We start from the raw sequence: 20690 nt of genomic DNA, 5'->3' as shown, positions 1-20690 counted from the left end.
CGGGCAGGGTCAGACGGACGGCTCGGTGGCCTTCACCTGGCGCCAGGGGTGCAGCAGGGTGGCGCCCACTTCGCCGGTGGCCGGGAAGGCGGCCGGATCGGCGAGGCCGACGGCGGTGGGCACCCGGCCGGGGCGCCAGGTGAAGCTGCCGAACACGTGGTCCCACAGCGAGAGGTCGGAGGCGTAGTGCCCGGCCTCAGCGAGGTCGGTGCTGTGGTGCAGTCGGTGGAGCTCGGGGCCGGCCAGCAGGTGGCCGAGGAGCCCGAGGCGGACGTCGATGTTCGCGTGAACGAAATACCCCTGCGCAAGAATGAATATTCCGACCACGAACACGGATTCCGCCGAGAAGCCGATCAGCGACAACAAGAGTTGCACCACGGACTGCGCGACGAACACGTCGAGAATATGGTTCACGCCGTTGTTCGCGACATTCACCTTGTCCGGCACGTGGTGGACGCCGTGCAGGCGCCAGAGCCACCGGTTGTGGTGGGACCAGCGGTGGACGAGGTAGTCGCCGAGCGAGCCGACCAGCAGCGCGAGCGGGATCTCCACAGCGAACGGGAGCGCCGGACGGGCCGCCCCGAGCACCTGCACCAGCGCCGTCACCAGCCCCACCGCGACCGCACCGCCGACCATGCTCAGCACGAAGTACACGGTGTACCAGCGCAGTTCACGCCCGCTCGGATGCCAGTCGGTCCGGTACGGGATCACCCGCTCCAGTACCGCCAGGTACCCGAGGACGCCGACCAGCACGAGGGGGGAGACCCGGTCGGGCTCCCAGTGGAAGTGCAGTGTGGCGACGGCCGTGCACAGCACCCCCAGGAGCAGAAGCGGATGAGCGAGCCGGCGTGCAATGGCGGACAGCACGCGCCCCCTTGGTTATTCGCGAACTAATGACTGGAAACGTCAGAGACTCTAGCGGGAGCGGTCAGCTGCGGCAGTCATTCGACGTGTTAACGCCATAAATAACCCGATCGGAGGAAGATCCGCGCACGAAGTTGACGCTAGGGCGGCGCGAAAGGGGCGCGTTTGTTCGTAGGCACTGGAGAAACCGGAGCGCAGCGAGGCCGGTTTCGCGCCGGGCGAGGTCGCACGCCCCCCTGTGGCGGGGTGCGGTCCGGACCCGGATCCGGCCACCGGTCCCGCGAGGGCGGCGCGGGTGGCACGGGGCGAGCGCGAACCGGGCGCGCGGGCGTGGGCGGGGTGGGCAGCGCGGGCGTGGGCGGGGTGGGCAGCGCGGGCGGCGGCGCCCGTCAGGATCCCGCCAGCTCCGCCAGCCGCCACGCCGCGTCCGGCCGGTACGCCGCGAGGCGGTCGCGCAGGCCGCGCAGCTCGTACCCGACCAGGGCCGGCAGGGCCGCCGCCGGGGCGGTCTCCAGGGCAGGCCCGAGCAGTTGGACGGCCGTCTGCGGGTCGTGCGCGCAGGCATGGCAGTCCGCCACCCGGACGGTGAACAGGAGCCGGCTGGAGGGGAGCTGGGCCGGACCGAGCAGGCCGAGCGCGGTCTCGGCGGCGGTCAGCGCACGGCGGGCCAGCCGGGGGTCGTCGACGACCGCGGCGAGGTCGCGCAGCGCGGCGGCCGCGCCGGACTCCACCCGCAGCCGCATCGAGGCGATGGAGAGCCAGGGCGCGTCGTCCTCGTCCCGGGCGCCGATGTGGTCCAGGTGCAGCCGGGCGCGGCCGAGGTGCCGGATGGTGGCCCGGACGTCGCCGGTCAGGGCGTGCGCACGGGCCTGGCCGATCTGGCCCATCGCGCCGGCCCAGTGCCGGCCGGGGGCGGCGCGGCCGGTCTCCCGGGCGTAGCCGAGGGCGGCGGCCGGGTCGCCGTCCATCCGGGCGAGGGTGCTCATGTCGCTCAACGCGGCGACCTGGGTGGCCTGGTCCCCGGCGAGCTCCGCCCAGGCGAGCGCGCGGTCGAAGCAGGCCATCGCGGTGGCGTTGCGGCCGTCCTGCATCCGCAGCGCGCCCGCGGCGTGCGCGTGCTCGGCGGCCAGCCGGGCGAGCGGGCGGCGCTGCGCGGCGGGGGCGGCGGCGAGCCGGGCGAGCACGGCCTGCAAGGTGCGTTCGACGGCGGCGGCCAGGCCCGGCAGGCCGCCGGCCTCGCCGGAACGCAGGTGGGCGGCGAGCAGCCCGGTGAGGGCGTGTGCGGTGGCGGCGTCCAGGGGCGGCGCGGCGGCCGGGTTCGCGGCGCAGAACTCGGCGTGCAGCGCGGCGAGTTCGACCGGACCGGGGACGTCGCAGCCGTCGGCGCCGTGCAGCGGGCAGAGCAGGCCGTAGTCGGGCAGCCGGGGCGGCGGCTGGGCGGGGGCGCTCCAGCGGGCCGGGCCGCCGGGCCCGTTCACGGCCGCGGTGGGCAGCGGGGGCCGCAGCAGGGCGGGCGCGAGGGGCGCCAGGGAGGGCAGTTCGGCGGTCTCGGCCCGCTGGCAGGCGGCCCGCAAGTCACCGCCCGCACCGAGGAGTTCGTCGATCCGGTCGGCGATCCGCGGGGTGACCCGGCGGGCGCCGTGCTCGATCTTGCTCACCGCGGTGTGGTCGTAGCCGATGCCGGCGCCGAGTTGGGCCTGGGTGAGGCCGGCCCGGCGCCGCCAGTGGCGCAGCCGGGCGCCGAAGTCCCGCCAGGCGCCGAGCTCCTGGGCGGGCGGGGCGACGGGTGGGGACGGAGGTGGGAACGGAGGTGCGGACGCCGGTGCCACGGCCACGCGGTTGCGGTGCACGGCTGCCTCCTCCGGTCGCTTCCCCCGGGCCCTCGCCAACCTTCCGACCATCAGGACGGTACTCGATGACACCGGGTCCGTACATGAGGTGGTCTCAACCACTCGGGCAAAAGCCCAGCTTGACGGAATTTGCCAACCCTATGCATCGCGTGCACCAGCCATTGACCAGAGCATGACGCCGTGTGAGGGTTCCGGCACCCGAACGCGGACGGCCCGCACGGCCGTCCCCCAGACACGGCCCTGCGGTGCGCCACCAGCCATGCCGTCCGCGGTCGAGGACCCCCACATGCTAGGAGCCTCGATGCAACGCAGAGTTTCCACAGGACGGTTGCTGACCACGGCGACCACCCTGACCGTGCTGGCCGGCATGATCGCCGCCACGGCCGGGCCGGCCACCGCCGCGCCCACCCCCTCTCCCGCACCACCCAGCGCCCTCGCGGCAGCCGTCAACGCCGCCGACGCGGCCGCGGCCGCCGGCCTGGACGCACTGGCCAAGGGCCCCGGCGAGACCTACGAGCGCCGGGCCGTCACCCCCTGGCTCGGCGGCCTCTACTCCGTCGCGTACGACCGCAGCTACCGCGGCCTGCCGGTGGTCGGCGGCGACGCCGTGGTGCTCGCCGACGGCCAGGGCAAGGTCCGCGGCCTCCAGTCGGCCGCCACCGGGCCGGTCGGCGGCTCGATAACCCCGCAGGTCAGCGCCGCGAACGCGGAGAAGACCGCGCGCACCAAGCTGGCCGCGGTGGACTCGGTGGCCGAGCGCCGCCTGGTCGTCCGGGTCAAGGACGGCGCGAGCCGGCTCGCCTGGGAGACCGTCCTCAAGGGCCGTACCGAGAGCGCACCGAGCACGTTGCACGTCTTCGTGGACGCCGCCAGCGGCGAGGTGATCGACAGCTACGACGATGTCCGGGCCGGCACCATCAACAGCAAGTGGAACGGCCCCGGCCCGCTGACCATCAGCACCACCAACTCCGGCGGCTCGTACTCACTGCGCGACCCGAACCGGCCCGGCCTGACCTGCTCCGACTACAGCAGCGGCCAGGTGTTCAGCAAGTCCTCCGACTCCTGGGGCACCGGCAACCCCTCCAGCAAGGAGACCGGCTGCGCCGACGCCATGTGGGCGGCCCAGAAGGAATGGGACATGCTCCGCGACTGGCTCGGTCGCAACGGCCACAACGGCAACGGCGGCAGTTGGCCGGTCAAGGTCGGCCTCAACGACGTCAACGCCTACTGGGACGGCAGCTCCATCTCCATCGGCCACAACCAGAACAACGAGTGGATCGCCGCCCAGGACGTCGTCGGCCACGAGTTCGGCCACGGCATCGACCAGTACACCCCCGGCGGCGCCAACAACGAGAACGGCCTGGGCGAGGGCACCGGCGACATCTTCGGCGCGCTCACCAAGGAGTACGCCAACCAGCCCGCGCCCTACGACTACCCCGACTACCAGGTCGGCCGGCAGGTCAACCTGGTCGGCCAGGGGCCGATCCGCAACCTGTACCAGCCCTCACTGGTCAACAACGACCCGAACTGCTACTCCTCCTCCATCCCCAGCACCGAGGTGCACGCGGCGGCCGGCCCGCTGAACCACTGGTTCTACCTCCTGTCGATGGGCTCCAACCCGGGCGGCGGCAAGCCGTCCAGCCCCACCTGCAACAACTCCTCGGTCACCGGCATCGGCGTCAAGCAGGCCGGCCAGGTCTTCTACGGCGGCATGCTGCTCAAGACCAGCGGCATGACCTACAAGCGGTACCGCACCACCACCCTGACCGCCGCCAAGAACCTCGACCCGACCTGCAACTACTTCACCCGGACCAAGGCCGCCTGGGACGCGATCAGCGTGCCCGCGCAGAGCGGCGACCCGACCTGCACCCCGTCCGGCAACAACGACTTCTCGCTCGCGCTCGGCCCGGCCTCCGGTTCCGTCCAGCCCGGCGCCTCGACCACGGCGACGGTCTCCACCGCCGTCACCTCGGGCACCGCGCAGACCGTCAACCTGACCGCCTCGGGCGCCCCGACCGGGGTCACCGCGACGCTCAACCCCTCCTCCGTGCAGACGGGTTCGTCCGCGACGCTGACCCTGTCGGCCTCCTCGGGCGCCCCGGCCGGGACGTACGTGATCACCGTCACCGGCACTGCCGGCGCGGCCACCCACACCGCCCAGTACACCCTGACCGTCGGCGGCGGGGGCACCCCCGGCGGGCCCGCGCCCGACATCGACGTCGCCAAGGTCCAGGCCCACCTGACCCAGCTGAACACCATCGCCAACCAGAACGGCGGCAACCGCCGGGCCGGCAGCGCCGGGCACAGCCAGTCCGTGGCGTACATCAAGGGCAAGCTGCAGGCCGCCGGCTACACCGTGACCGAGCAGACCTGCACCTCCTGCACCTACCAGTCCAACAACCTGATCGCCGACTGGCCCGGCGGCCCCGCCGACCAGGTCACCATGTTCGGCGCCCACCTGGACAGCGTCTCGGCCGGCCCCGGCATCAACGACAACGGCTCCGGCTCGGCCACCCTGCTGGAGAACGCCCTCGTCCTCGCCCAGCAGAACCCCACCCTGACCCGGCACGTCCGGTTCGCCTGGTGGACCGGTGAGGAGCAGGGCCTCCAGGGCTCGCAGTCCTACGTCGGCCAGCTGAGCTCCACCCAGCGCTCCGCGATCAAGTCCTACTACAACTTCGACATGGTCGGCTCGCCCAACGCCGGCTACTTCATCAACAACATCACCTCCGCCGCCTCCGCACCGATGAAGGCCTACTGGGACTCCCTCAACCTCCAGCCGGAGGAGAACGTCGAGGGCCAGGGCCGCTCGGACGACTACTCCTTCCAGCAGGCCGGCATCCCCACCTCCGGCTACGCGGCCGGCGCCGACGCCGTCAAGACCTCCGGCCAGGCGACCAAGTGGGGCGGCAGCGCGGGCCGTTCGTACGACTCCTGCTACCACCAGTCCTGCGACACCACCAGCAACATCGACCCGACCGCGCTGAACCGCAGCGCCGACGGCGTGGCCTACACCATCTGGAAGACCTCCGTCGGCGGCACCACCCCCGCCAACGACTTCTCCCTCGCGGTGAACCCGGCCACCGCCACCGTCAACCCCGGCGACTCGGCCACCGCGACGGTCTCCACCGCCACCACCTCCGGCTCCGCCCAGACGGTCACCCTGACCGCCTCCGGCGCCCCGGCGGGCGTGACGGTCTCCTTCAGCCCGTCCTCGGTGCAGTCCGGCGCCTCGGCCTCGCTGACCATCGCGACCGCCGCGAACACGGCGGCCGGCACCTACAGCATCACGCTCACCGGCACCGGCACCGCCACCCACAGCACCAGCTTCTCGCTGGTCGTGGGCAACGGCCCGACCAACCCCGGCGGCACCTGGACGCCCGGCACCACCTACCAGGCGGGCGACGTCGTGACCTACAACGGGGTCAGCTACCGCTGCATCCAGGGTCACACCGCCCAGGTCGGCTGGGAGCCGCCCATCGTCCCCGCCCTGTGGCAGGCCGTGTGACCCGTAGGGCACCCGCCTGACACCCCGTAAGCCGCTGCGCCGCGGTCCGTCGAGGGGGACGGATCGCGGCGCAGCTGTGCGCCGGACGCACCCCCGGGCCTCAACCGGGCCTCAGCCGGGCCTCACCCAGGGTGGAAGGTCACCCGGACGTTGGTGTCGAGCGGCAGGACCAGGACGTTGCCGGTGTCCCAGGTCCAGTCGCGCGGGATGAGGACCATCCGGGCGCCGGACTGCGCCAGCAGCCGGAACCCGTGGTAGCGGTAGCGGAAGCGCTGCCCCTGCCCGGCGTCGGCCAACGCGTACTCCTGCACCGCGGGCCAGCCCAGGTAGAGGCGTTCCGTGGTGTCCACGATCATCGCCGGGCGCTGGTAGAGCCGCGCACTCAACCGGCGGGCGTCCTCCGTCCCCTTCGCGTGGGCGTACCCGGTGGCCGCCCAGAACGAGCACAGCACGACGATCGCCACGGTCACGGCGACGGCCGCGCGCTCGCCCGGGAGCGGGTACGGGCTCCCGGTGACGCGCGCGAACAACAACCGGGCCAGCACGGCGAGCAGCAGGGCACCGCCGATCAGCAGCGGGACGGCGTACTGGCCGAGGTCGATCGCCCCGAAGCCGGCGAGGAAGCCCAGGATCAGCAACGGGGCCACGGCCGCCGCGATCAGCACGCAGGCCGGGCGGACCCAGCGCGAGGCGCCCCGCCTGGTCGCGAGGTGGTAGGCGAGCGCGACCAGCAGCACCCCGAAGAGCAGGCCCCCGACCGGGAGGTAAAGCGCTGGGGAGCCGCGGAGCAGGAGGTCCGGCGTCCCGAAGCCGAGCGTGGCGGCGTCCAGCCCGAAGTAGTGGTAGAAGGAGTCGGTGTAGGCGAAACCGAGGAAGAAGACCAACGCGGTCACGAAGGTGGTCGGGCCGAGGACCGAGGCCAGGAAGCCGACCCAGTTGAACCGGGGAGCCTCCGGCGGTTTCGGTTCGCCGTCGGCCGGCTCCCCCGCCGTCCACCCGCTCAGGGTGTGCTCCCGGTGGGAGTTCCGGTACCGCCTCCGCCGGTCGGGAGCCCGGTGCCGCCGCTGTTCGGGGTCCCGGTGCCGCCGCCTCCCTCCGAGCCCTTGATCAGGCCCTCGGCCCTGATGTACCTGCTCTCGCCGTCGACGGTCACGGTCAGACAGAGCGGCCGCCCGGTCGCACTGCCGGTCGCCAGGACGAACTGCTGCGGCGCGCTGCGGCCCCCGGTCACGGTGACCTCCTTGCTCGGCGGCGTCGCGGGCGCGGCACCCTCCGAGCAGTCGGTGACCTGGCTGAGGACGGCCGTGAAGGTCTTGGTGGACGTGCTCCGCAGCGTCACGGAGGCGTAGACCCCGACACCCGTGGCGGACGCCGACACCTCACCCGCGTCCGCGAACCCCCCGCCGCCCCCGCCCCCCTTGGTCCGCGCGTCCTCCGTCCCGCCCGGGCCGCCGTTCTGGCCCGACGAGCCGCCGTTCTGGCCCGACGAGCCGCCGTTCTGACCTGACGAGCCGCCTCCACCCTGGCCGGTCGGGACGGTGGCGGTGCCGCCTCCCCCACCGCCTCCACCGGAGCAGGCCGCGAGGGCCGGGACGAGCAGGGCGCCTGCCAGCCATCGGGCCGCTCGTCCCGTCGCGCCGCCTTCGAGGTGCCTGGTCCCGGACATGCGTTCTCCCATCCGCGCAGCGAGCCGGGGCCGACCGGCCCCGCCGCACCGTACCGGTTCGCACACGGTGTGCCGGCTGCCGCGCGGGCGGCGGCCGGCCGGGAAACCCGTTCGGCGCAGCCCTGGCCCGGAGTCCGTAGAGTCGGAGCCGACGGACCGTCAGCCGCCCCGAGGAGAACACCCGTGACCACCGACACCCGCCCCGTACCGGAGCTGGCCGCCGAGGCCGTCGAGCAGTGGCGCACCGAGGAGGCCGACCTCATCGACCTGCTCGCCCGGGCGCAGCGCGGCATCGGCGGCATCGCCGCCTTCCGACTCGGCCCCACGCCCACCGTGCTGGTCACCGACCCGGCCGCCGTACAGCACGTGCTCGGCCGCCACCCCGACCGCTACGTCAAGCGCTCGCACCGCGCGCGGATGCTGGTCGGCGACGGCGTGCTCTCCGCCACCGGAGACGCCTGGAAACGCCAACGGCGGCTGCTGCAGTCCCAGTTCACCGGCACCGGGATGCGCCGCTACGAGCAGCGGATCGCCGCCGCCGCCCGCCGGACAGCCGACCGCTGGGAGGGCTACGCGCGCACCGGCGAGACCTTCGACCTCGGCGAGGAGATGCGCGGATTCGCCCTCGACACCGTCTGGCGGGCCCTCACCGGGCTGCCGCTGGACGACCGCACCGACCATGAACTCCGCTCCGTGGAACGGGTGGTGGCGGCCATGCCGACCCTGCCCACGGACGCCGGGGACGCCCGGGACGCCGTCGCCGCCGACCTCGCCCGGATCGACGCCGTCGCACTGGCCGCCATCGACGCGGCCCGCTCGGCGACCGACGTCGAGGAGCCCGGCGTGCTGCGGGTCCTGCTCGACGCCGCGGCCCAACACCCCGAGTACACCGACCGGTTGATCCGCGACGAACTCGTCACCCTGCTCGTCGCCGGGCACGAGACCACCGCCACCACCCTCACCTGGCTCTTCCTCCTCCTCGACCGCCACCCCGAGGCGCGCGGCGCGGACCCGCAGGCCCTGGTCAGCGAGGCCCTGCGGCTCTACCCCCCGGCCTGGCTGCTCCCCCGGCACGCCGTCGAGGACGACGTGATCGACGGCCACCGCATCGCCGCCGGCACCGACGTCCTGGTCTGCCCCTACCTCACCCACCGCGACCCGGCCCTGTGGCCCGACCCCGAACGCTTCGACCCCGCCCGCTTCACCGCCACCGGCGCCCGCCCCGCCCAACTCGGCGCGTACCTCCCCTTCGGCCTCGGCGCCCGCGCCTGCCTCGGCACCCAGTTCGCCGTCCGCGAGACCACCGCGCTGCTCGAACTCCTGCTGCCCGCCCACACCGTGCGGTTCCGCTCCGTCCCGACCGGCTCCGCCTACAGCATCACCGTGCGACCCGACGGGCCGACGCCGGCGGTGCTGAGCTAACCGGTCCCGGTCCCGGTCGCGGGCGGGAGGAAGTCGTCGGCCAGCTCCTCGCCGGCGAGGGCGGCGTCGACGCGGGCGTCGATGTGCGCGTGGGTGACCGGACAGTCCAGCGGGCGGTCGCGGTGGCAGTCGAGCATGTGGGTCAGGACGGCCGCGGCGCGCTCCAGACGGCGGGCGCGGGCCGTCATCTCGTCCCGCTGCGCCGCCAGCAGCGCCTTCCGCTCCGCCGCCTGCTCGCTCGCCATCACGGCGGCCGTCCCGGCGAGCGGGATCATGCCGTCCACGTGCCAGAGCTGGACCAGGGCGAGGCGTTCCAGGGCCGCCCGGTCGTACTGGCGCACCCGGCCGCGGCGGGCGGCGGGGGCGATCAGGCCGCAGTCCTCGTAGTAGCGCAGGGCGGGGACGGAGAGGCCGAAGGCCTTCGCGACCTCGGTGATCGAGTAGAGCTGCTCCACGCGTCGTCTCCTTCACGGTTCACGGCCGGCGGGTTGCACTCAAGCGCACTTGAGCGTGAAAGCTTAGGCAAGCCTAACTTCCTGCCGCAGCGAAGGGTTCGCCGCTCATGCCGCTCAGCACCGCCTCCGCCCCCAGCCGGACCTCACCCGGCCACACCGCCCCCGCCTCCGGCGCGCTGCTCGTCGTCGGCTTCATCCTGCTCAGCCTCAACACCCGGGTCGCGTTCGGGCAGGTCGGACCGCTCGCGCCAGTCGCCGGCTGGGGCCAGGGCACCGTCACCGTGCTCGGGCTGCTGCCCCCGCTGTGCATGGGCCTGTTCGCACCGCTCGGCGCCCTCGCCCGGCGGCGGATCGGCGAGGAGCGCGGGCTGTTCTGGGCGAGCGTGCTGCTCGTCGCCGGAGCGCTGCTGCGCACGGCGGGCCTGCCCGGGCTCTACGCGGGGACGGTGCTGGTGGGCATCGCGGTGGCGGTCGTCAACGTGCTGATCCCGGTGTTCGTCCGGGCCCGCTTCGCACCCCGGCGGATCGGCACCATGATGGGCGTCTACGCCCTCGCGATGGGCACCGGGTCGGCCGTGGTCGCCGCCCTGGTCGCGCCGGTCGCCGACGCGTGGTCCTGGCGGGCCGCGATCGGCCTCGCCATCCTCCCGGCCGTCCTCGCGGCGGCGGGCATGGCGCCACAGCTGCGGGTGGAACGACGGATACCAGCCGCCGCCGCGCCGGTGCACCGCCGGCCCGTCGGCCGCACCGCGCTCGCCTGGAGCCTCACCGCCTTCTTCGGCATCCAGACCCTGGTCTTCTACGCCACCCTCGCCTGGCTGCCCTCGATCCTGGTCGACGCCGGCCTCAGCCGCACCGCCGCCGGCACCGACCAGGCCGTCCTCATCCTCGGCCTCGCCATCGGCGGCTTCCTCGCCCCCGTCCTCGCCGCCGCCCGCGCCGACCAGCGGCCGCACCTGCTCGCCGTGGTGGCCGTCTGCGTCCTCGGCCTGCTCGGCGTCGTACTCGCCCCCGCCACCGGCGCTCCGCTCTGGGCCGGCATCCTCGGCATCGGCATGGGCGGCGGCCAGGCCCTGGCCGCCGTCCTCTTCGCCCGCCGGGGCACCGACCACGACCACGTCGCCGCGCTCTCCACCATGGCCCAGACCTGCGGCTACCTCCTCGCCGCCACCGGCCCCGCCCTCACCGCCGCCCTCCACACCGCCACCGGCTCCTGGACGGCCCCGCTGCTGACCCTGGTCGGCCTGCTCCTGGCCGGCTCCGTCCTCAGCCTGCGCGCCGGCCACGACGCCCGGCCGTGACCGGCGTGCCTCCGCACCCCCGGCGCCTGCGCCCCTCGATACTCCGGTAGACCCGTACGAGAGGACGCCGATGGAATTCCTGGTCGACATGGTGACCACCGTCCCGGACGGAACCACCGAGGAGGCGATCGCCGACATCCGGGCCCGCGAGGCGCGGCGCTCGGGCCAACTCGCCGCCCAAGGTGTCCTGTTGCGGCTCTGGCGCCCGCCACTCGCCCCCGGCGAATGGCGCACCTGGGGCCTGTTCAACGCCCCCGACGAGGAGCGGTTGGAGCAGGTGCTCACCTCCATGCCGCTACGGGTCTGGCGCCAGGACACCGTCACCCCGCTCTCCCCCCACCCCAACGACCCCGGCCTCCCGGAGGGCGCCCGATGAACGACGAAACCGTCCTGCGTGCCGTCCTCGACCGCTGGAAGGCCGCCGTCGACGCCCACCAGCCCGAACAGGTCGCCGACTGCTTCACCGAGGACGCGATCTTCCAGGGCCTCCACCCGTACACCGTCGGGCGCACCGGCATCGCCGAGTACTACGCCTCCCAGCCGCCCGGCATGACCGCCGCCTACAACGTCCTGGAGACCCGCCGCCTCACCGACGACCTCCTGCTCGGGTACCTGGGCGTCGACTTCGCCTTCCCCGACCGCCCCACCCTCACCGTCAACCTCGGCGTCCTGCTGCGCCGGTCGGCCGACGACTGGTCCATCGCCCACTACCAGGTCTCGCTGCTGCCCTGAGCGGCGCCGTCACGTTCCAGCGCCGCGCTCCGTCGGGCCGGTAAGAGCAACCCGACAGGAACAAAGATCGTCTGATCGCCCCCAGGGACAGTCCAGGGTTGTTATCAGGGTGATCACCGATGGGCAACGGCAGCTGGACGCAGCAGAGTTGACGAGGTCAACAAGTCCGTCAACGCCGCCCCGGAGAAACCCCGATGAGCATCCGTCTCGCCGTCACCACCCTCGCCCTGGCCACCGCCCTCACCACCGGCGCGGCTCTGCCGGCGGCCGCCGCCACACCTGCTTCCAACGCCCCGGCGCTGGTGAACCCGACCGTCCAGGGCATCCTCGACCACCTGCCCGACGCCGTCGTTGCGGGCGCGCTCATCAGGCAGGACGGCGTGGACGCCACCGCCGGCCCGGTCACCGCCGGCGCCTACCTCCGGATCGGCAGCGTCACCAAGGTGTTCACCAACACCGTGGCTCTCCAACTCGTCGCCGAGCACCGGATCGGCCTGGACACACCGGCACGGCAGTACGTCCCCGAGGTGCTGCCCGAGGCGTACGACCGCGTCACCGTGCGCCAGCTCCTCGACCACACGAGCGGCCTGCCCAAGCCCGCCCGGACTCCCGGCCCGGACGACGGACCCGGATGGCAGTTCAAGTCCGTGACGCCCGAAGACCTCCTGCGTGCCTCGTTCGCCACAGCCACCGACGTGCCGCCCGCACCCCCTGCCGAGCAGCAGTACAACGGGCTCAACTCCCTGGTCCTCGGGCTGATCGTCGAGAAGGTCACCGGCCACTCCCTCACCACCGAGCTGGAGCACAGGATCATCCGGCCGCTGCACCTGAGCCACACCAGCCTGCCCGCCGCCGACGACCCGACCATCCCCTCGCCCCACGCGGAGGTGTACCTCGACGGACAGGACGTGACCGAGCAGAGCCCGTACCCGTGGGCCGAGGGAGGCATCGTCTCCACCGCCGCCGACCTGGACCACTTCATCACCGCGCTGTTCCGGGGCCGCCTGCTCCCGCCCGCCCAGCAGAAGCTGGTGTTCGAGGTGCCGAACGTGCCGAACGCCGCCGACAACACGAACTGCGTCGGCCAAACGGCCTGCTACAGCATCGGCGGGCTCATGCGCTACCAACTCCCGAACGGCGAGTACGCCTGGGGCAAGACCGGCTCCCGCCCCGGCTGGGACAACGGCGTCTTCGCCACCCGCGACCTCCGACACCGCGTGGTGTACTCCCTCAACCCGACGGGCACCGGCAACGACCTCCCCTACATCAAGGCACTCGTCAACGCCACGCTCGCCGGCTGACAGCCGGAACCGTCCGGTGCACGGCGACCAACGCCCGAGGCCCAGGCAGCCCGGCGGACCCTCCCGGTCGAGACGGGGGCGTCATCAGCATCCAGGACGGAAACCACCGCCTGGGCGCGGCCACCAAGTTGGGCCACGCCTACGCCCCCTGCAAGATCGTCTGAACGCCAATCCCTCTGCCGCCTCGACGGTGCTCCCGGCCCGCCGAGCAACCAGCTCGGCGGGCCGGTCGGCCACGCCAACCGGTGGCCATCAACGGTCACGCCCTGCGGCGAATCCCGCCACCAAGGCAGCAGCGATGACCACCCACCACACGAGCCGGGCGGCAACGGCGGCACCTCCCATCGAGGCACCGGGGGTGAACGGCGACGGCATTTACGCCACCGCCCGCAGCGAGGGCGGCCGCGCGGACCGGCGCCAATCAGGCACTCAGCAAGGTGGACAAAACGATCAGCGGCGGCGTCCAACGACGTCTCTACAGCCTCGCCGCCGACTACACCGCCACGGCCGGGTTCTCCTGCATCGACGACCGCCGCTTGGACGACGCCGAGCGGTATTTCGAGACGGCTCTGCGCCTCGCCGGTCTCGGAAACGACCACGTGACCGCAATGCGAGTCTTCAACTGCCTCTCCATGGTGGGCTATCAACGCAACAGGCCGTCGGCCGCCCTGTCAGCCGCCCGAGCCGCCCAGGACGCCGGGGCAACCCGCCGCGACCCGTTCCTCGCCTCCCTCGCGCACGCCCGCGCCGCGATCGCCCACTCCACCGCAGGCGACCGGCAGGCCGCCCTGCGCTGCCTCGGACACGCCCGTGATGCGCTGGGCCGCGCGGACAGCCGCGAGCGTCCGCCGTGGACCGACTTCTACGGGCCGGCCGAACTGTTCGCGCTGAGTGCTGTCGTCCATCAGCACCTCGACGACAGCGCAGAGTCCGAGAGCGCATCACACCGTGCCCTGGCCGGGATCCCCCCACAGTTCCGCCGCAACCGTGCGTCCGCCACCGCCCGCCTCGCGCTTGCCCAGCTCGGACAAGGAGAAGTCGAACAGGCCATCGTCACCGCCACCGGCGTGTACGCCCTGATGGGCGCCGACCCGCTTCCGCCGAGGCTGCGCACTCTCCTCGGCGACTTCCACCGCGGCCTGATCACCCTGGCACCGACCTCGGCGGCTACGCGAGAGTGGACCGACCGAGTCCACGCCCAGGGAGACACCCAGTGACGATAGCCCTCCGCCGCTACGAGGCCGGCAGCATTCCCGCCGACCACACGCAGTTGCTCATCGACGTCCACGCGGACGCCTATCGGGAGCAAGCCGACGACCCCTTCGTCCAGCGCTTCCCCTGGTTCGCCAAGCACTGGACGTCCCGGCCGGGCTACAGCTGTGTCATGGCCTACGACGCCGACGAGCCGGTCGGCTACTCCTACGGCGCCCCGCTGGAAGACGGCCGCGAGTGGTGGCGCCCCCACATGCCGCCGCCCGCCGACACGTCGACGTTCGCCGTGTCCGAGGTCATGGTGCGCCCCGACTGGCGGAAGCTCGGCATCGCCGAGCAGACACACAATGCACTGCTGTCCGAGCGGGCCGAGGCGCTGGCCGTGCTCTACGTCGACGTCACCCACCCTCGTGTCCTGGCACTGTACGAACGCTGGGCATACAAAAAGGTCGGCGAGCACCGTCCGTTCGAAGACGCCCCGCTCTACGCCGTCATGGTCCGCGTCCTTCGGTAGCCCGGTCAGTCCGCACCGCCGCGCAGCAGCAACGGGCCGACACCAGGCCGCCGCCGTGCAGGCCCGGCCGCGGCACCACCCGTAAGTCCGACGGCGACACAAACCGCGGTATCCGAAGCAGTTCAGCCCGCCGCGCTCGGGGCGAGCGCGGCGGGTCGACGACCGCCTCTACTCGTGGTCCGCGACGCTCAGTTCGCTCCGGCGTTAGCCTTCGCGATCAGCTCCGGCAGCTGGGCGAGCGAGTCGATCCGGAGGGTCGCGCGGTCGACTGCGGGGTCGTGCTGCTGAATCCAGCCCCACGGTCCCCGGCGGATCAGCGCGGTCTGCATCCCCGCGCGGGCGGCGGGCAGGACGTCGTTGTCCAGGCGGTCGCCGACGTAGAGGATCTCGCCCGGATCAGCCGGAACCACTGCGGCGACTCGTTCGAAGAAAGCGGGGTCCGGCTTGCTCGCGCCCCAGTCGTCGGACGTGCCGATCAGGTCGACGTCGGCGGAGAACAGCCGGCGAAGGATCGCCCCGGCCCGCACGGTCTGGTTTCCGGCGATGGCCAGCCAGAGGCCGTCCGCCCGGAGCCGGGCCAGGGCCGGGCGGACATCGGGATACAGATCCTCCTCGCCGAACGTCTCGGGCTGACCGGCCGCCGCCCGCTTCTCCCGTTCCTCGTACAGGTCGAAACCGGGGCGGAAGACCTGGAAGGCCTCGCGGTAGTCGCGCCCCTCGGCGATCACCGCCCCGAACTGTGCCACGAAGGTGTGCCGAGGCACGCCCAGCCAATCCGCCCAGGTGCCGTACTCCCGGGTCTCGTCCACCAGGCACTCGCCGACGTCGAACACCACTGCGCGAATCATGCCGACAGCCTAGCCAAGCCATCAGTCCAAGCTCGGCCGGCTGACGACGGGTGTGGCCCCTGGGGACATCGGACGTTGCCCTGGCGTACCTTCCGCCGGAGGTGCGGGGTCGAACAGACTGGGAGGGACTGTCGCCGATCCCTCGAAGGGGCCTTTCCTGTGCGTGCCCATGACTCCGGTAGTGCGTTTGCCGCCGACCGACGACCGGGCCGTAGCAGTCGGCCCGCGGCTCCCGCCCGGCTGCCGTCCGGTGCCCGGGCGGTGACTCCGGCAGCGCTCACCGCCATGCAGCGGGCCGTGGGCAATGCCGCGGTGAGCCGGATGCTGGAGCAGGAACAGGAGCAGCACGAGCACGCCGCGGCCGACGTACAGCGTTCTGCCGTCCACGAGGTGCTGAGGAGCGCCGGCACGCCCTTGGCCGACGGGATCCGGAGCGAGATGGAGACGCGGCTGGGTGCGGACTTCTCCGATGTCCGGCTGCACACGGGTGCGACCGCCCGGGAGTCGGCGGCGGGGATCGGCGCCCGCGCGTACACCTCGGGCAGCCACATCGTGCTCGGCGCCGGAGGGGGCGACAAGCACACGCTCGCGCACGAGTTGACCCACGTCATCCAGCAGCGCAGCGGCCCTGTCGCGGGCACCGACGACGGGACGGGACTGCGGGTCAGCGACCCCTCCGACCGCTTCGAGCGCGAGGCCGAGGCCAACGCCTCCCGGGTGCTGTCCCGGCCGCTCGCCCGGGAGTCCGAGGCGGAGCACGCGGCGCACGCGCACGGCACGCAGGCCGTCGGGCCCTCGGTGCAGCGGCGCCCTGCGGCGAAGCCCGCCGGGGAGGAGGGCGACCACACCCACGTCGACCCGGACTATCCGGGGTTGCGGCTCGTCCTGGACGAGAAGCTGACCAAGGAGTACTACGAGAAGATCTACCAACTCGCGGGCTCCGAGGAGCGCGTGATCTTCGACGAGGACGGCAGCTACGGGTACATCAAGGTCGACGACGACCTGGAGACCTACTACAAGCTCGTCAACATGGAGGTCGGTCCGGAGCAGGCGCAGGCGGACCTGAGCGGCCACTTCTCCCGGCAGCGGGACACCAGCTTCCACGTCCGGGCGGGCGCCGGGGCCTTCCAGGGTGCGCAGATCGACCAGTTGCAGGACTTCGAGGCGCAGGGTGTGCGTTCGGGCCAACTGGTCGAGGTGAGCGTCGCGTTGCTGCAGCAGGCCAGCGGCCGTGCGCAGACCGTGGCGGGCGGGCTCGTCGAGAAGCGGCTCGGCGCCGCCGTCACCGGCATGAAGAACAGCGCCGCACTCGAACCGATCAAGATCCGGGTCGACGGGGGCGGCATCAGCATCCAGGACGGAAACCACCGCCTGGGCGCGGCCGTTCAGCTGGGGCACGCCTACGTGCCGTGCAAGATCGCCTGACGGGGGCTGCCGAGTCGGGGCGACCCGTAGCGGCTCGCGGCCGGCCGGTCGGCGCCTTGTACTTCCGCAGCGCGCCGCGCACTTCTACCGTTGCGTCATGCGGCGTGTTCTGATGGATCGTTCGAACCCGGGCGTGCTCGACCTGGTCCTCGTGGAGCGGGGCGGCTCGCTCCGGTACGCCCTCACGGCCGCGCTCCAGAGCGTGATCGCGGCACCGGTGCTGTTCCTGTACGGTGCTCTCTTCTCCCTTCCCCTCGACATCGGCATGCTGTTCGCCGGCACCGGATGGGGCCCGGTGTGGGCGGCGGCCGGGATCGCCGGTGGGGCGTGCGCGGTCATCGGGTGGGCGCTGATGGTCCGCCTGGTCTTCCGTACCGTGCACCGGCTGCGCTTCGCGCCCTCCGCCGAGCCGGCCACTGTTGTCCTCGTCCGGGGGGCCCGGGCGGACCGGCCGATGCCGGTCACCGAGGTGCGACGGATCCGGATCGACCACTCCACAGAGGAGCCGTACGACGGCGACCCGCGCCCGAGGTCCGTCACCATCACGCTGACCGTCCTGCTGGAGCGCGGCGAGCTCCCCCAGCGGCCCCTGCCCCAGGACACCGACACCACTGCGCTCCACCGCGAGCTGCGCGAGGCCCTCTCCCCCGCCGTCGAGGTGGACCTGCACGTCAGCCACCACCAGCGCCCCGCACCGCCGCCCCCGCCCTCGGTCTCGGACCGGCGCTCGTGGAACCACTTCCGGTACGGGCACGGCGGTTCGACCGGCGGCGTGGGCGGCGGCTGAGCCTGGCCACCGGCCCCCTTCGCCGACCTCGCCGGGGCCACCGTCGAGATCGGCGGAGGGGGCGGCGCCTCAGTGGCGGTGGTGGTTGTCGGGTTGGGCCGGGTCGCCGGGGTGCTCCAATCCCTCGACGAGGGTGAGGCGTTGGGCGCGCTCGTGGTCGAGCCAGCGGACGAAGGCGGCGCGGCGGGCGGCTTCGGTTAGGTCGGTGGTGGGGTCGCGCTCCTCCGGGGTGGTGCGGACGGCGAGGAGGGCGGCCGTCCAGGGGCCGGCGGTGACCCAGGTACCGGGTGCGGCCTCGCGGAGGGCTTCGGCGAGGGCGGCGGGCAGGGTGTCGGGGTCGGCCTCCAACTCGCCGTCGGGCAGGGCGAGGTGCCAGACGGACGACGGCGGGCGGGTGGTCAGGGTGCGGTAGTGGGCGACGTCGGCGGCGGAGGGTTCGACGTCGGCGGTGACCGCCGCGTAGACGGCCCGGACGGCGGCGCTGCCCTCGTAGGCGGCGGCGGTGATGGAGCCGAGTTCGACGGCGGCCTGCTGGTCCAGGCGCGCCGGTCCGGTGGACCGTACGGGCAGGTCGCGCTCGGTGGCGACCGCCTCGCACAGCGCCTCGGTCAGCAGCACCTGGGCGACCCAGCGGGTGAGCTGGCGGCCCTCCGAACTGCCGGACTGAGGCAGGGCGGTGGAACGCGGGCCGGTGCGGAGGGCGGCGAGGCGGTGGTCGAGGGCGGTGCGCGGGAGCGGCCGGCCGTCGAGCAGACCGAGGGTCATGCCTCCACCTCCAGGGCGACGGTCGGGGCGTACTGGCAGCGGCCGAACCACATCACCTTGGCCAGCGCCCAGTACGCGCCGGGGTCGGTGGATTCGGGGGCGGCGATCTCGAAGTCCACGGTCGAGGACGATCCGGCCGCCACGGTGAAGCCGCGGACCGGGTCGGCGATGGCCTCCCAGGTGCCCCAGGGGGAGACGAGTTGCAGTTCGCCGCGGATCTCGCCGCGGGTGCGGTTGGTGAGGGTGAGGCCGAGGGTGGTGCGGCCGCCCGGGGTGACGCGCAGGGTCTCCTCGGAGACGGCGACGTCCAGGCCGGTGTCGCGGCCGGTGGTGGCCTTGGTGCCCTGGGCGATCGTCCAGTCCTCGGGGGTGTCGCCGGGGGCGGGCAGCAGGCCGGGGAGGTCGCCGACGGCGATGGTCACGACGTCCTCGATCTCCTGGCCGTCGTGCACGATCCGGACGGCGGCGAAGTGCAGGCCGGGCAGCGCTTCGGCGGGCGGGGTGAGGGTGACCGGGAAGCGCAGGTGGCCGCCGGGCTCCAGCCGGTAGGGGCGGCTGCCGAGGCTGGTCTGCCAGCCCTCGGGCGGCAGGACGACGGCCGTGCCCTCGACCACCGCGTCGCGCAGCTGCGAGGACAGGGCGACGGAGAGTTCGACCGCCTCGCCGTCCGTCCGCAGCAGGCCGGGCGAGGCGCCGACGGAGACCGGCAGGTAGCCGAGCGGCGCCGGGCCCCGGTTGTGCAGCCAGTAGCGGGCGTGGACGGGCTGCGCGGGTTCGGCGACCGGGCCGAGGACCGGGCCGCCGGGTTCGGCGGCGACGCCCGGGGCGGCGAGCAAGGTGGCGATCTGCGAGCCGGCGAGGTCGACGCGCTCGACGGCCTCGCCGAGGGGGCGTTCCAGCAGGTCGGCGGGCCGCAGGTGGCTCAGCCCGAGTGCGCCGCCGAGTTCCGCCGTACGCCCGAGGCCGGTCGACTCGACCAACCGGACGGCGAGTTCACGCCCGACGACCGCCGCCGATCCGTGCGCGATCGGGTTGCCGGCGGGCTTGAGCGCGCCGAGCAGGACTTCGCGCTGCGGTTCGATCCGCAGCCAGGAGAGGGTGGCCGGCAGCGGGCCGTCCTGCGGCGGCGCGATCCGGGCGTAGAGCGGGTGGTTGAACTCCTGGCCCTGGGCGGGCAGGGTCTGGCTCCGCCAGTCGCCCGGGCCGCCGACCAGTGCGTAGCTGAACTCGTGCGTCCAGTGCTGGAGTTGGAAGGAGGCGCCGTCGGGCAGGGTGCGCCGGGGCGGGTCGATCCAGACGCCGGAGGGCCAGCCGGTGCAGGAGCGCATCAGCGAGAGGTGCAGGGCTCCGGTGGTGTCGACCGCGAAGCCGGGCAGGCCGAAGCTGAGCAACGCGACGGTGTGGTCGGCGAGTTGGTCCACGACCTCGGACGGGCAGACGGCGCTGATCCGGGCGTCGGCGAGGTCCGCGACCAGCGCGGCGGCGTCCGCGACGACCAGCGCGGGCAGTGCCCGCAGGTCCCGCAGGTCGGCGCCGGGCTGCCAGACCTCGGCGAGCGGGGTGAGCGCGGGCACCCAGACCGCGCCGTGCGTCTTGAGGACGCTCGCGTACTCCTCGCCGGCCCGCTCGATCAACTCCCGGGCGGCGTCGTTCTCTTCCGGCCCGCCGAGGACGATCCGGAAGTCGGGCAGGTTGGAGTCGACGTCCAGCCAGCCGTACCGGGCCCAGTCGGCGCCGGAGGTGGTGGCGGTGACGCCGACCCGGGCGAGGGCGACCACCAGCGGGCGGGCGTCGGCGGCGTCGTCCAGGCTCGGGACGACCACCTCGGCAACGCCCAACGCCCGCTCCCCCAGCGGCGATCCGGCCGGATCGGACAGGACGGCGCGCGCGGTGGCGCCGAGGCCGAACCAGGTGTTGGCCGGGTTGTCCAAGGTCCACGGCGCCTCGGCGGAGTCGAGGGGGGGGGGGGGCGGGGGCCCCCCCCCCCCGCGCCCCCCGCCCCCCCGCGCCCCCGGCCGCCCCCCCCCCGGGCCCGGGCGC

The 20690-nt window shown here is 73.4% G+C and carries 18 protein-coding genes; 10 read left to right on the top strand and 8 right to left on the bottom strand.

What is annotated here, in order from left to right:
* Positions 1–9 precede the first annotated feature (9 nt).
* Together ACFV6I_RS05320 and ACFV6I_RS05315 are read right to left on the bottom strand one after the other, a co-directional pair.
* Positions 10–867 (bottom strand): sterol desaturase family protein, encoded by an 858-nt coding sequence (locus ACFV6I_RS05320; RefSeq protein WP_380339611.1) that lies wholly within the window; start codon positions 865–867, stop codon positions 10–12.
* A 386-nt stretch (positions 868–1253) separates the two neighbouring features.
* The gene (locus tag ACFV6I_RS05315) at positions 1254–2714 is read right to left on the bottom strand and encodes a helix-turn-helix domain-containing protein (RefSeq protein WP_380423631.1); all 1461 of its coding nucleotides are present in this window, start codon (positions 2712–2714) and stop codon (positions 1254–1256) included.
* 301 nt (positions 2715–3015) lie between these two features.
* Between ACFV6I_RS05315 and ACFV6I_RS05310 the strand changes: the two genes are divergently transcribed.
* Positions 3016–6222 carry a M28 family peptidase gene (locus tag ACFV6I_RS05310; protein ID WP_380423630.1) on the top strand — a complete coding sequence of 1069 codons (3207 nt, stop codon included), beginning with the start codon at positions 3016–3018 and terminating at the stop codon, positions 6220–6222.
* Between the two features lie 122 nt (positions 6223–6344).
* Here ACFV6I_RS05310 and ACFV6I_RS05305 read toward each other — a convergent pair whose 3' ends face one another.
* Both ACFV6I_RS05305 and ACFV6I_RS05300 read right to left on the bottom strand, forming a co-directional pair.
* Positions 6345–7115 carry a hypothetical protein gene (locus ACFV6I_RS05305; protein ID WP_380423629.1) on the bottom strand — a complete coding sequence of 257 codons (771 nt, stop codon included), beginning with the start codon at positions 7113–7115 and terminating at the stop codon, positions 6345–6347.
* 107 nt (positions 7116–7222) lie between these two features.
* A complete protein-coding gene (locus ACFV6I_RS05300; RefSeq protein WP_380423628.1) occupies positions 7223–7888 on the bottom strand; it encodes a hypothetical protein in 666 nt (221 codons plus the stop codon).
* 183 nt (positions 7889–8071) lie between these two features.
* Here ACFV6I_RS05300 and ACFV6I_RS05295 point away from each other — a divergent pair, with 183 nt between their 5' ends.
* Entirely contained in the window at positions 8072–9310 is a 1239-nt protein-coding gene (locus tag ACFV6I_RS05295) for a cytochrome P450 (protein ID WP_363369546.1), read from the top strand.
* Here ACFV6I_RS05295 and ACFV6I_RS05290 read toward each other — a convergent pair.
* Positions 9307–9765 carry a MerR family transcriptional regulator gene (locus tag ACFV6I_RS05290; protein WP_063346388.1) on the bottom strand — a complete coding sequence of 153 codons (459 nt, stop codon included), beginning with the start codon at positions 9763–9765 and terminating at the stop codon, positions 9307–9309. The genes ACFV6I_RS05295 and ACFV6I_RS05290 overlap by 4 nt on opposite strands.
* 107 nt (positions 9766–9872) lie before the next feature.
* On the opposite strand from ACFV6I_RS05290, the gene ACFV6I_RS05285 reads away from it, so the two are divergent.
* From ACFV6I_RS05285 to ACFV6I_RS05260, 6 genes are all read left to right on the top strand, one after another.
* On the top strand, positions 9873–11066 hold the full coding sequence (locus tag ACFV6I_RS05285; RefSeq protein ID WP_380339595.1) for an MFS transporter: 1194 nt from the start codon (positions 9873–9875) through the stop codon (positions 11064–11066).
* 70 nt (positions 11067–11136) lie between these two features.
* Positions 11137–11442, top strand: a complete 306-nt coding sequence (locus ACFV6I_RS05280) for a muconolactone Delta-isomerase family protein (protein ID WP_380339592.1) — start codon at positions 11137–11139, stop codon at positions 11440–11442.
* Entirely contained in the window at positions 11439–11798 is a 360-nt protein-coding gene (locus ACFV6I_RS05275; protein ID WP_380339589.1) for an SgcJ/EcaC family oxidoreductase, read from the top strand. Before ACFV6I_RS05280 ends, ACFV6I_RS05275 begins: the two co-directional genes overlap by 4 nt.
* 194 nt (positions 11799–11992) lie before the next feature.
* Positions 11993–13099, top strand: a complete 1107-nt coding sequence (locus ACFV6I_RS05270; RefSeq protein WP_380339586.1) for a serine hydrolase domain-containing protein — start codon at positions 11993–11995, stop codon at positions 13097–13099.
* Between the two features lie 437 nt (positions 13100–13536).
* Positions 13537–14316: a hypothetical protein gene (locus tag ACFV6I_RS05265; protein WP_380339583.1), complete on the top strand. Its 780-nt coding sequence runs from the start codon at positions 13537–13539 to the stop codon at positions 14314–14316.
* Positions 14313–14825, top strand: a complete 513-nt coding sequence (locus ACFV6I_RS05260; RefSeq protein WP_063346395.1) for a GNAT family N-acetyltransferase — start codon at positions 14313–14315, stop codon at positions 14823–14825. The genes ACFV6I_RS05265 and ACFV6I_RS05260 overlap by 4 nt, the downstream gene beginning before the upstream one ends.
* A 188-nt stretch (positions 14826–15013) precedes the next feature.
* On the opposite strand, the gene ACFV6I_RS05255 is transcribed toward ACFV6I_RS05260, so the two are convergent.
* On the bottom strand, positions 15014–15673 hold the full coding sequence (locus ACFV6I_RS05255; RefSeq protein WP_380339580.1) for an HAD family hydrolase: 660 nt from the start codon (positions 15671–15673) through the stop codon (positions 15014–15016).
* A gap of 261 nt (positions 15674–15934) precedes the next feature.
* Between ACFV6I_RS05255 and ACFV6I_RS05250 the strand changes: the two genes are divergently transcribed.
* Both ACFV6I_RS05250 and ACFV6I_RS05245 read left to right on the top strand, forming a co-directional pair.
* Positions 15935–17098, top strand: a complete 1164-nt coding sequence (locus ACFV6I_RS05250) for a DUF4157 domain-containing protein (RefSeq protein ID WP_380339577.1) — start codon at positions 15935–15937, stop codon at positions 17096–17098.
* A 97-nt stretch (positions 17099–17195) separates the two neighbouring features.
* The gene (locus tag ACFV6I_RS05245) at positions 17196–17885 is read left to right on the top strand and encodes a hypothetical protein (protein ID WP_380339574.1); all 690 of its coding nucleotides are present in this window, start codon (positions 17196–17198) and stop codon (positions 17883–17885) included.
* Positions 17886–17954: 69 nt separating this feature from the next.
* Here ACFV6I_RS05245 and ACFV6I_RS05240 read toward each other — a convergent pair whose 3' ends face one another.
* Together ACFV6I_RS05240 and ACFV6I_RS05235 are read right to left on the bottom strand one after the other, a co-directional pair.
* Positions 17955–18650, bottom strand: a complete 696-nt coding sequence (locus ACFV6I_RS05240; RefSeq protein WP_380339571.1) for a hypothetical protein — start codon at positions 18648–18650, stop codon at positions 17955–17957.
* Entirely contained in the window at positions 18647–20581 is a 1935-nt protein-coding gene (locus tag ACFV6I_RS05235) for an NEW3 domain-containing protein (RefSeq protein WP_380423627.1), read from the bottom strand. The genes ACFV6I_RS05240 and ACFV6I_RS05235 overlap by 4 nt, the downstream gene beginning before the upstream one ends.
* Between the last annotated feature and the right edge of the window lie 109 nt (positions 20582–20690).

The sequence above is a fragment of the Kitasatospora sp. NPDC059803 genome, from assembly GCF_042732255.1.
Classification (GTDB): Bacteria; Actinomycetota; Actinomycetes; order Streptomycetales; family Streptomycetaceae; genus Kitasatospora.
This window is presented reverse-complemented; position numbering and strand designations above follow the sequence as displayed.

Bases quoted from the DNA above. Each gene is read 5' to 3' on its own strand.
- ACFV6I_RS05310 (WP_380423630.1), top strand. From the start codon at position 3,016: ATGCAACGCAGAGTTTCCACAGGACGGTTGCTGACCACGGCGACCACC.
- ACFV6I_RS05300 (WP_380423628.1), bottom strand. From the start codon at position 7,888: ATGTCCGGGACCAGGCACCTCGAAGGCGGCGCGACGGGACGAGCGGCC.
- ACFV6I_RS05285 (WP_380339595.1), top strand. From the start codon at position 9,873: ATGCCGCTCAGCACCGCCTCCGCCCCCAGCCGGACCTCACCCGGCCAC.
- ACFV6I_RS05280 (WP_380339592.1), top strand. From the start codon at position 11,137: ATGGAATTCCTGGTCGACATGGTGACCACCGTCCCGGACGGAACCACC.
- ACFV6I_RS05275 (WP_380339589.1), top strand. From the start codon at position 11,439: ATGAACGACGAAACCGTCCTGCGTGCCGTCCTCGACCGCTGGAAGGCC.
- ACFV6I_RS05270 (WP_380339586.1), top strand. From the start codon at position 11,993: ATGAGCATCCGTCTCGCCGTCACCACCCTCGCCCTGGCCACCGCCCTC.
- ACFV6I_RS05255 (WP_380339580.1), bottom strand. From the start codon at position 15,673: ATGATTCGCGCAGTGGTGTTCGACGTCGGCGAGTGCCTGGTGGACGAG.
- ACFV6I_RS05245 (WP_380339574.1), top strand. From the start codon at position 17,196: ATGCGGCGTGTTCTGATGGATCGTTCGAACCCGGGCGTGCTCGACCTG.
- ACFV6I_RS05240 (WP_380339571.1), bottom strand. From the start codon at position 18,650: ATGACCCTCGGTCTGCTCGACGGCCGGCCGCTCCCGCGCACCGCCCTC.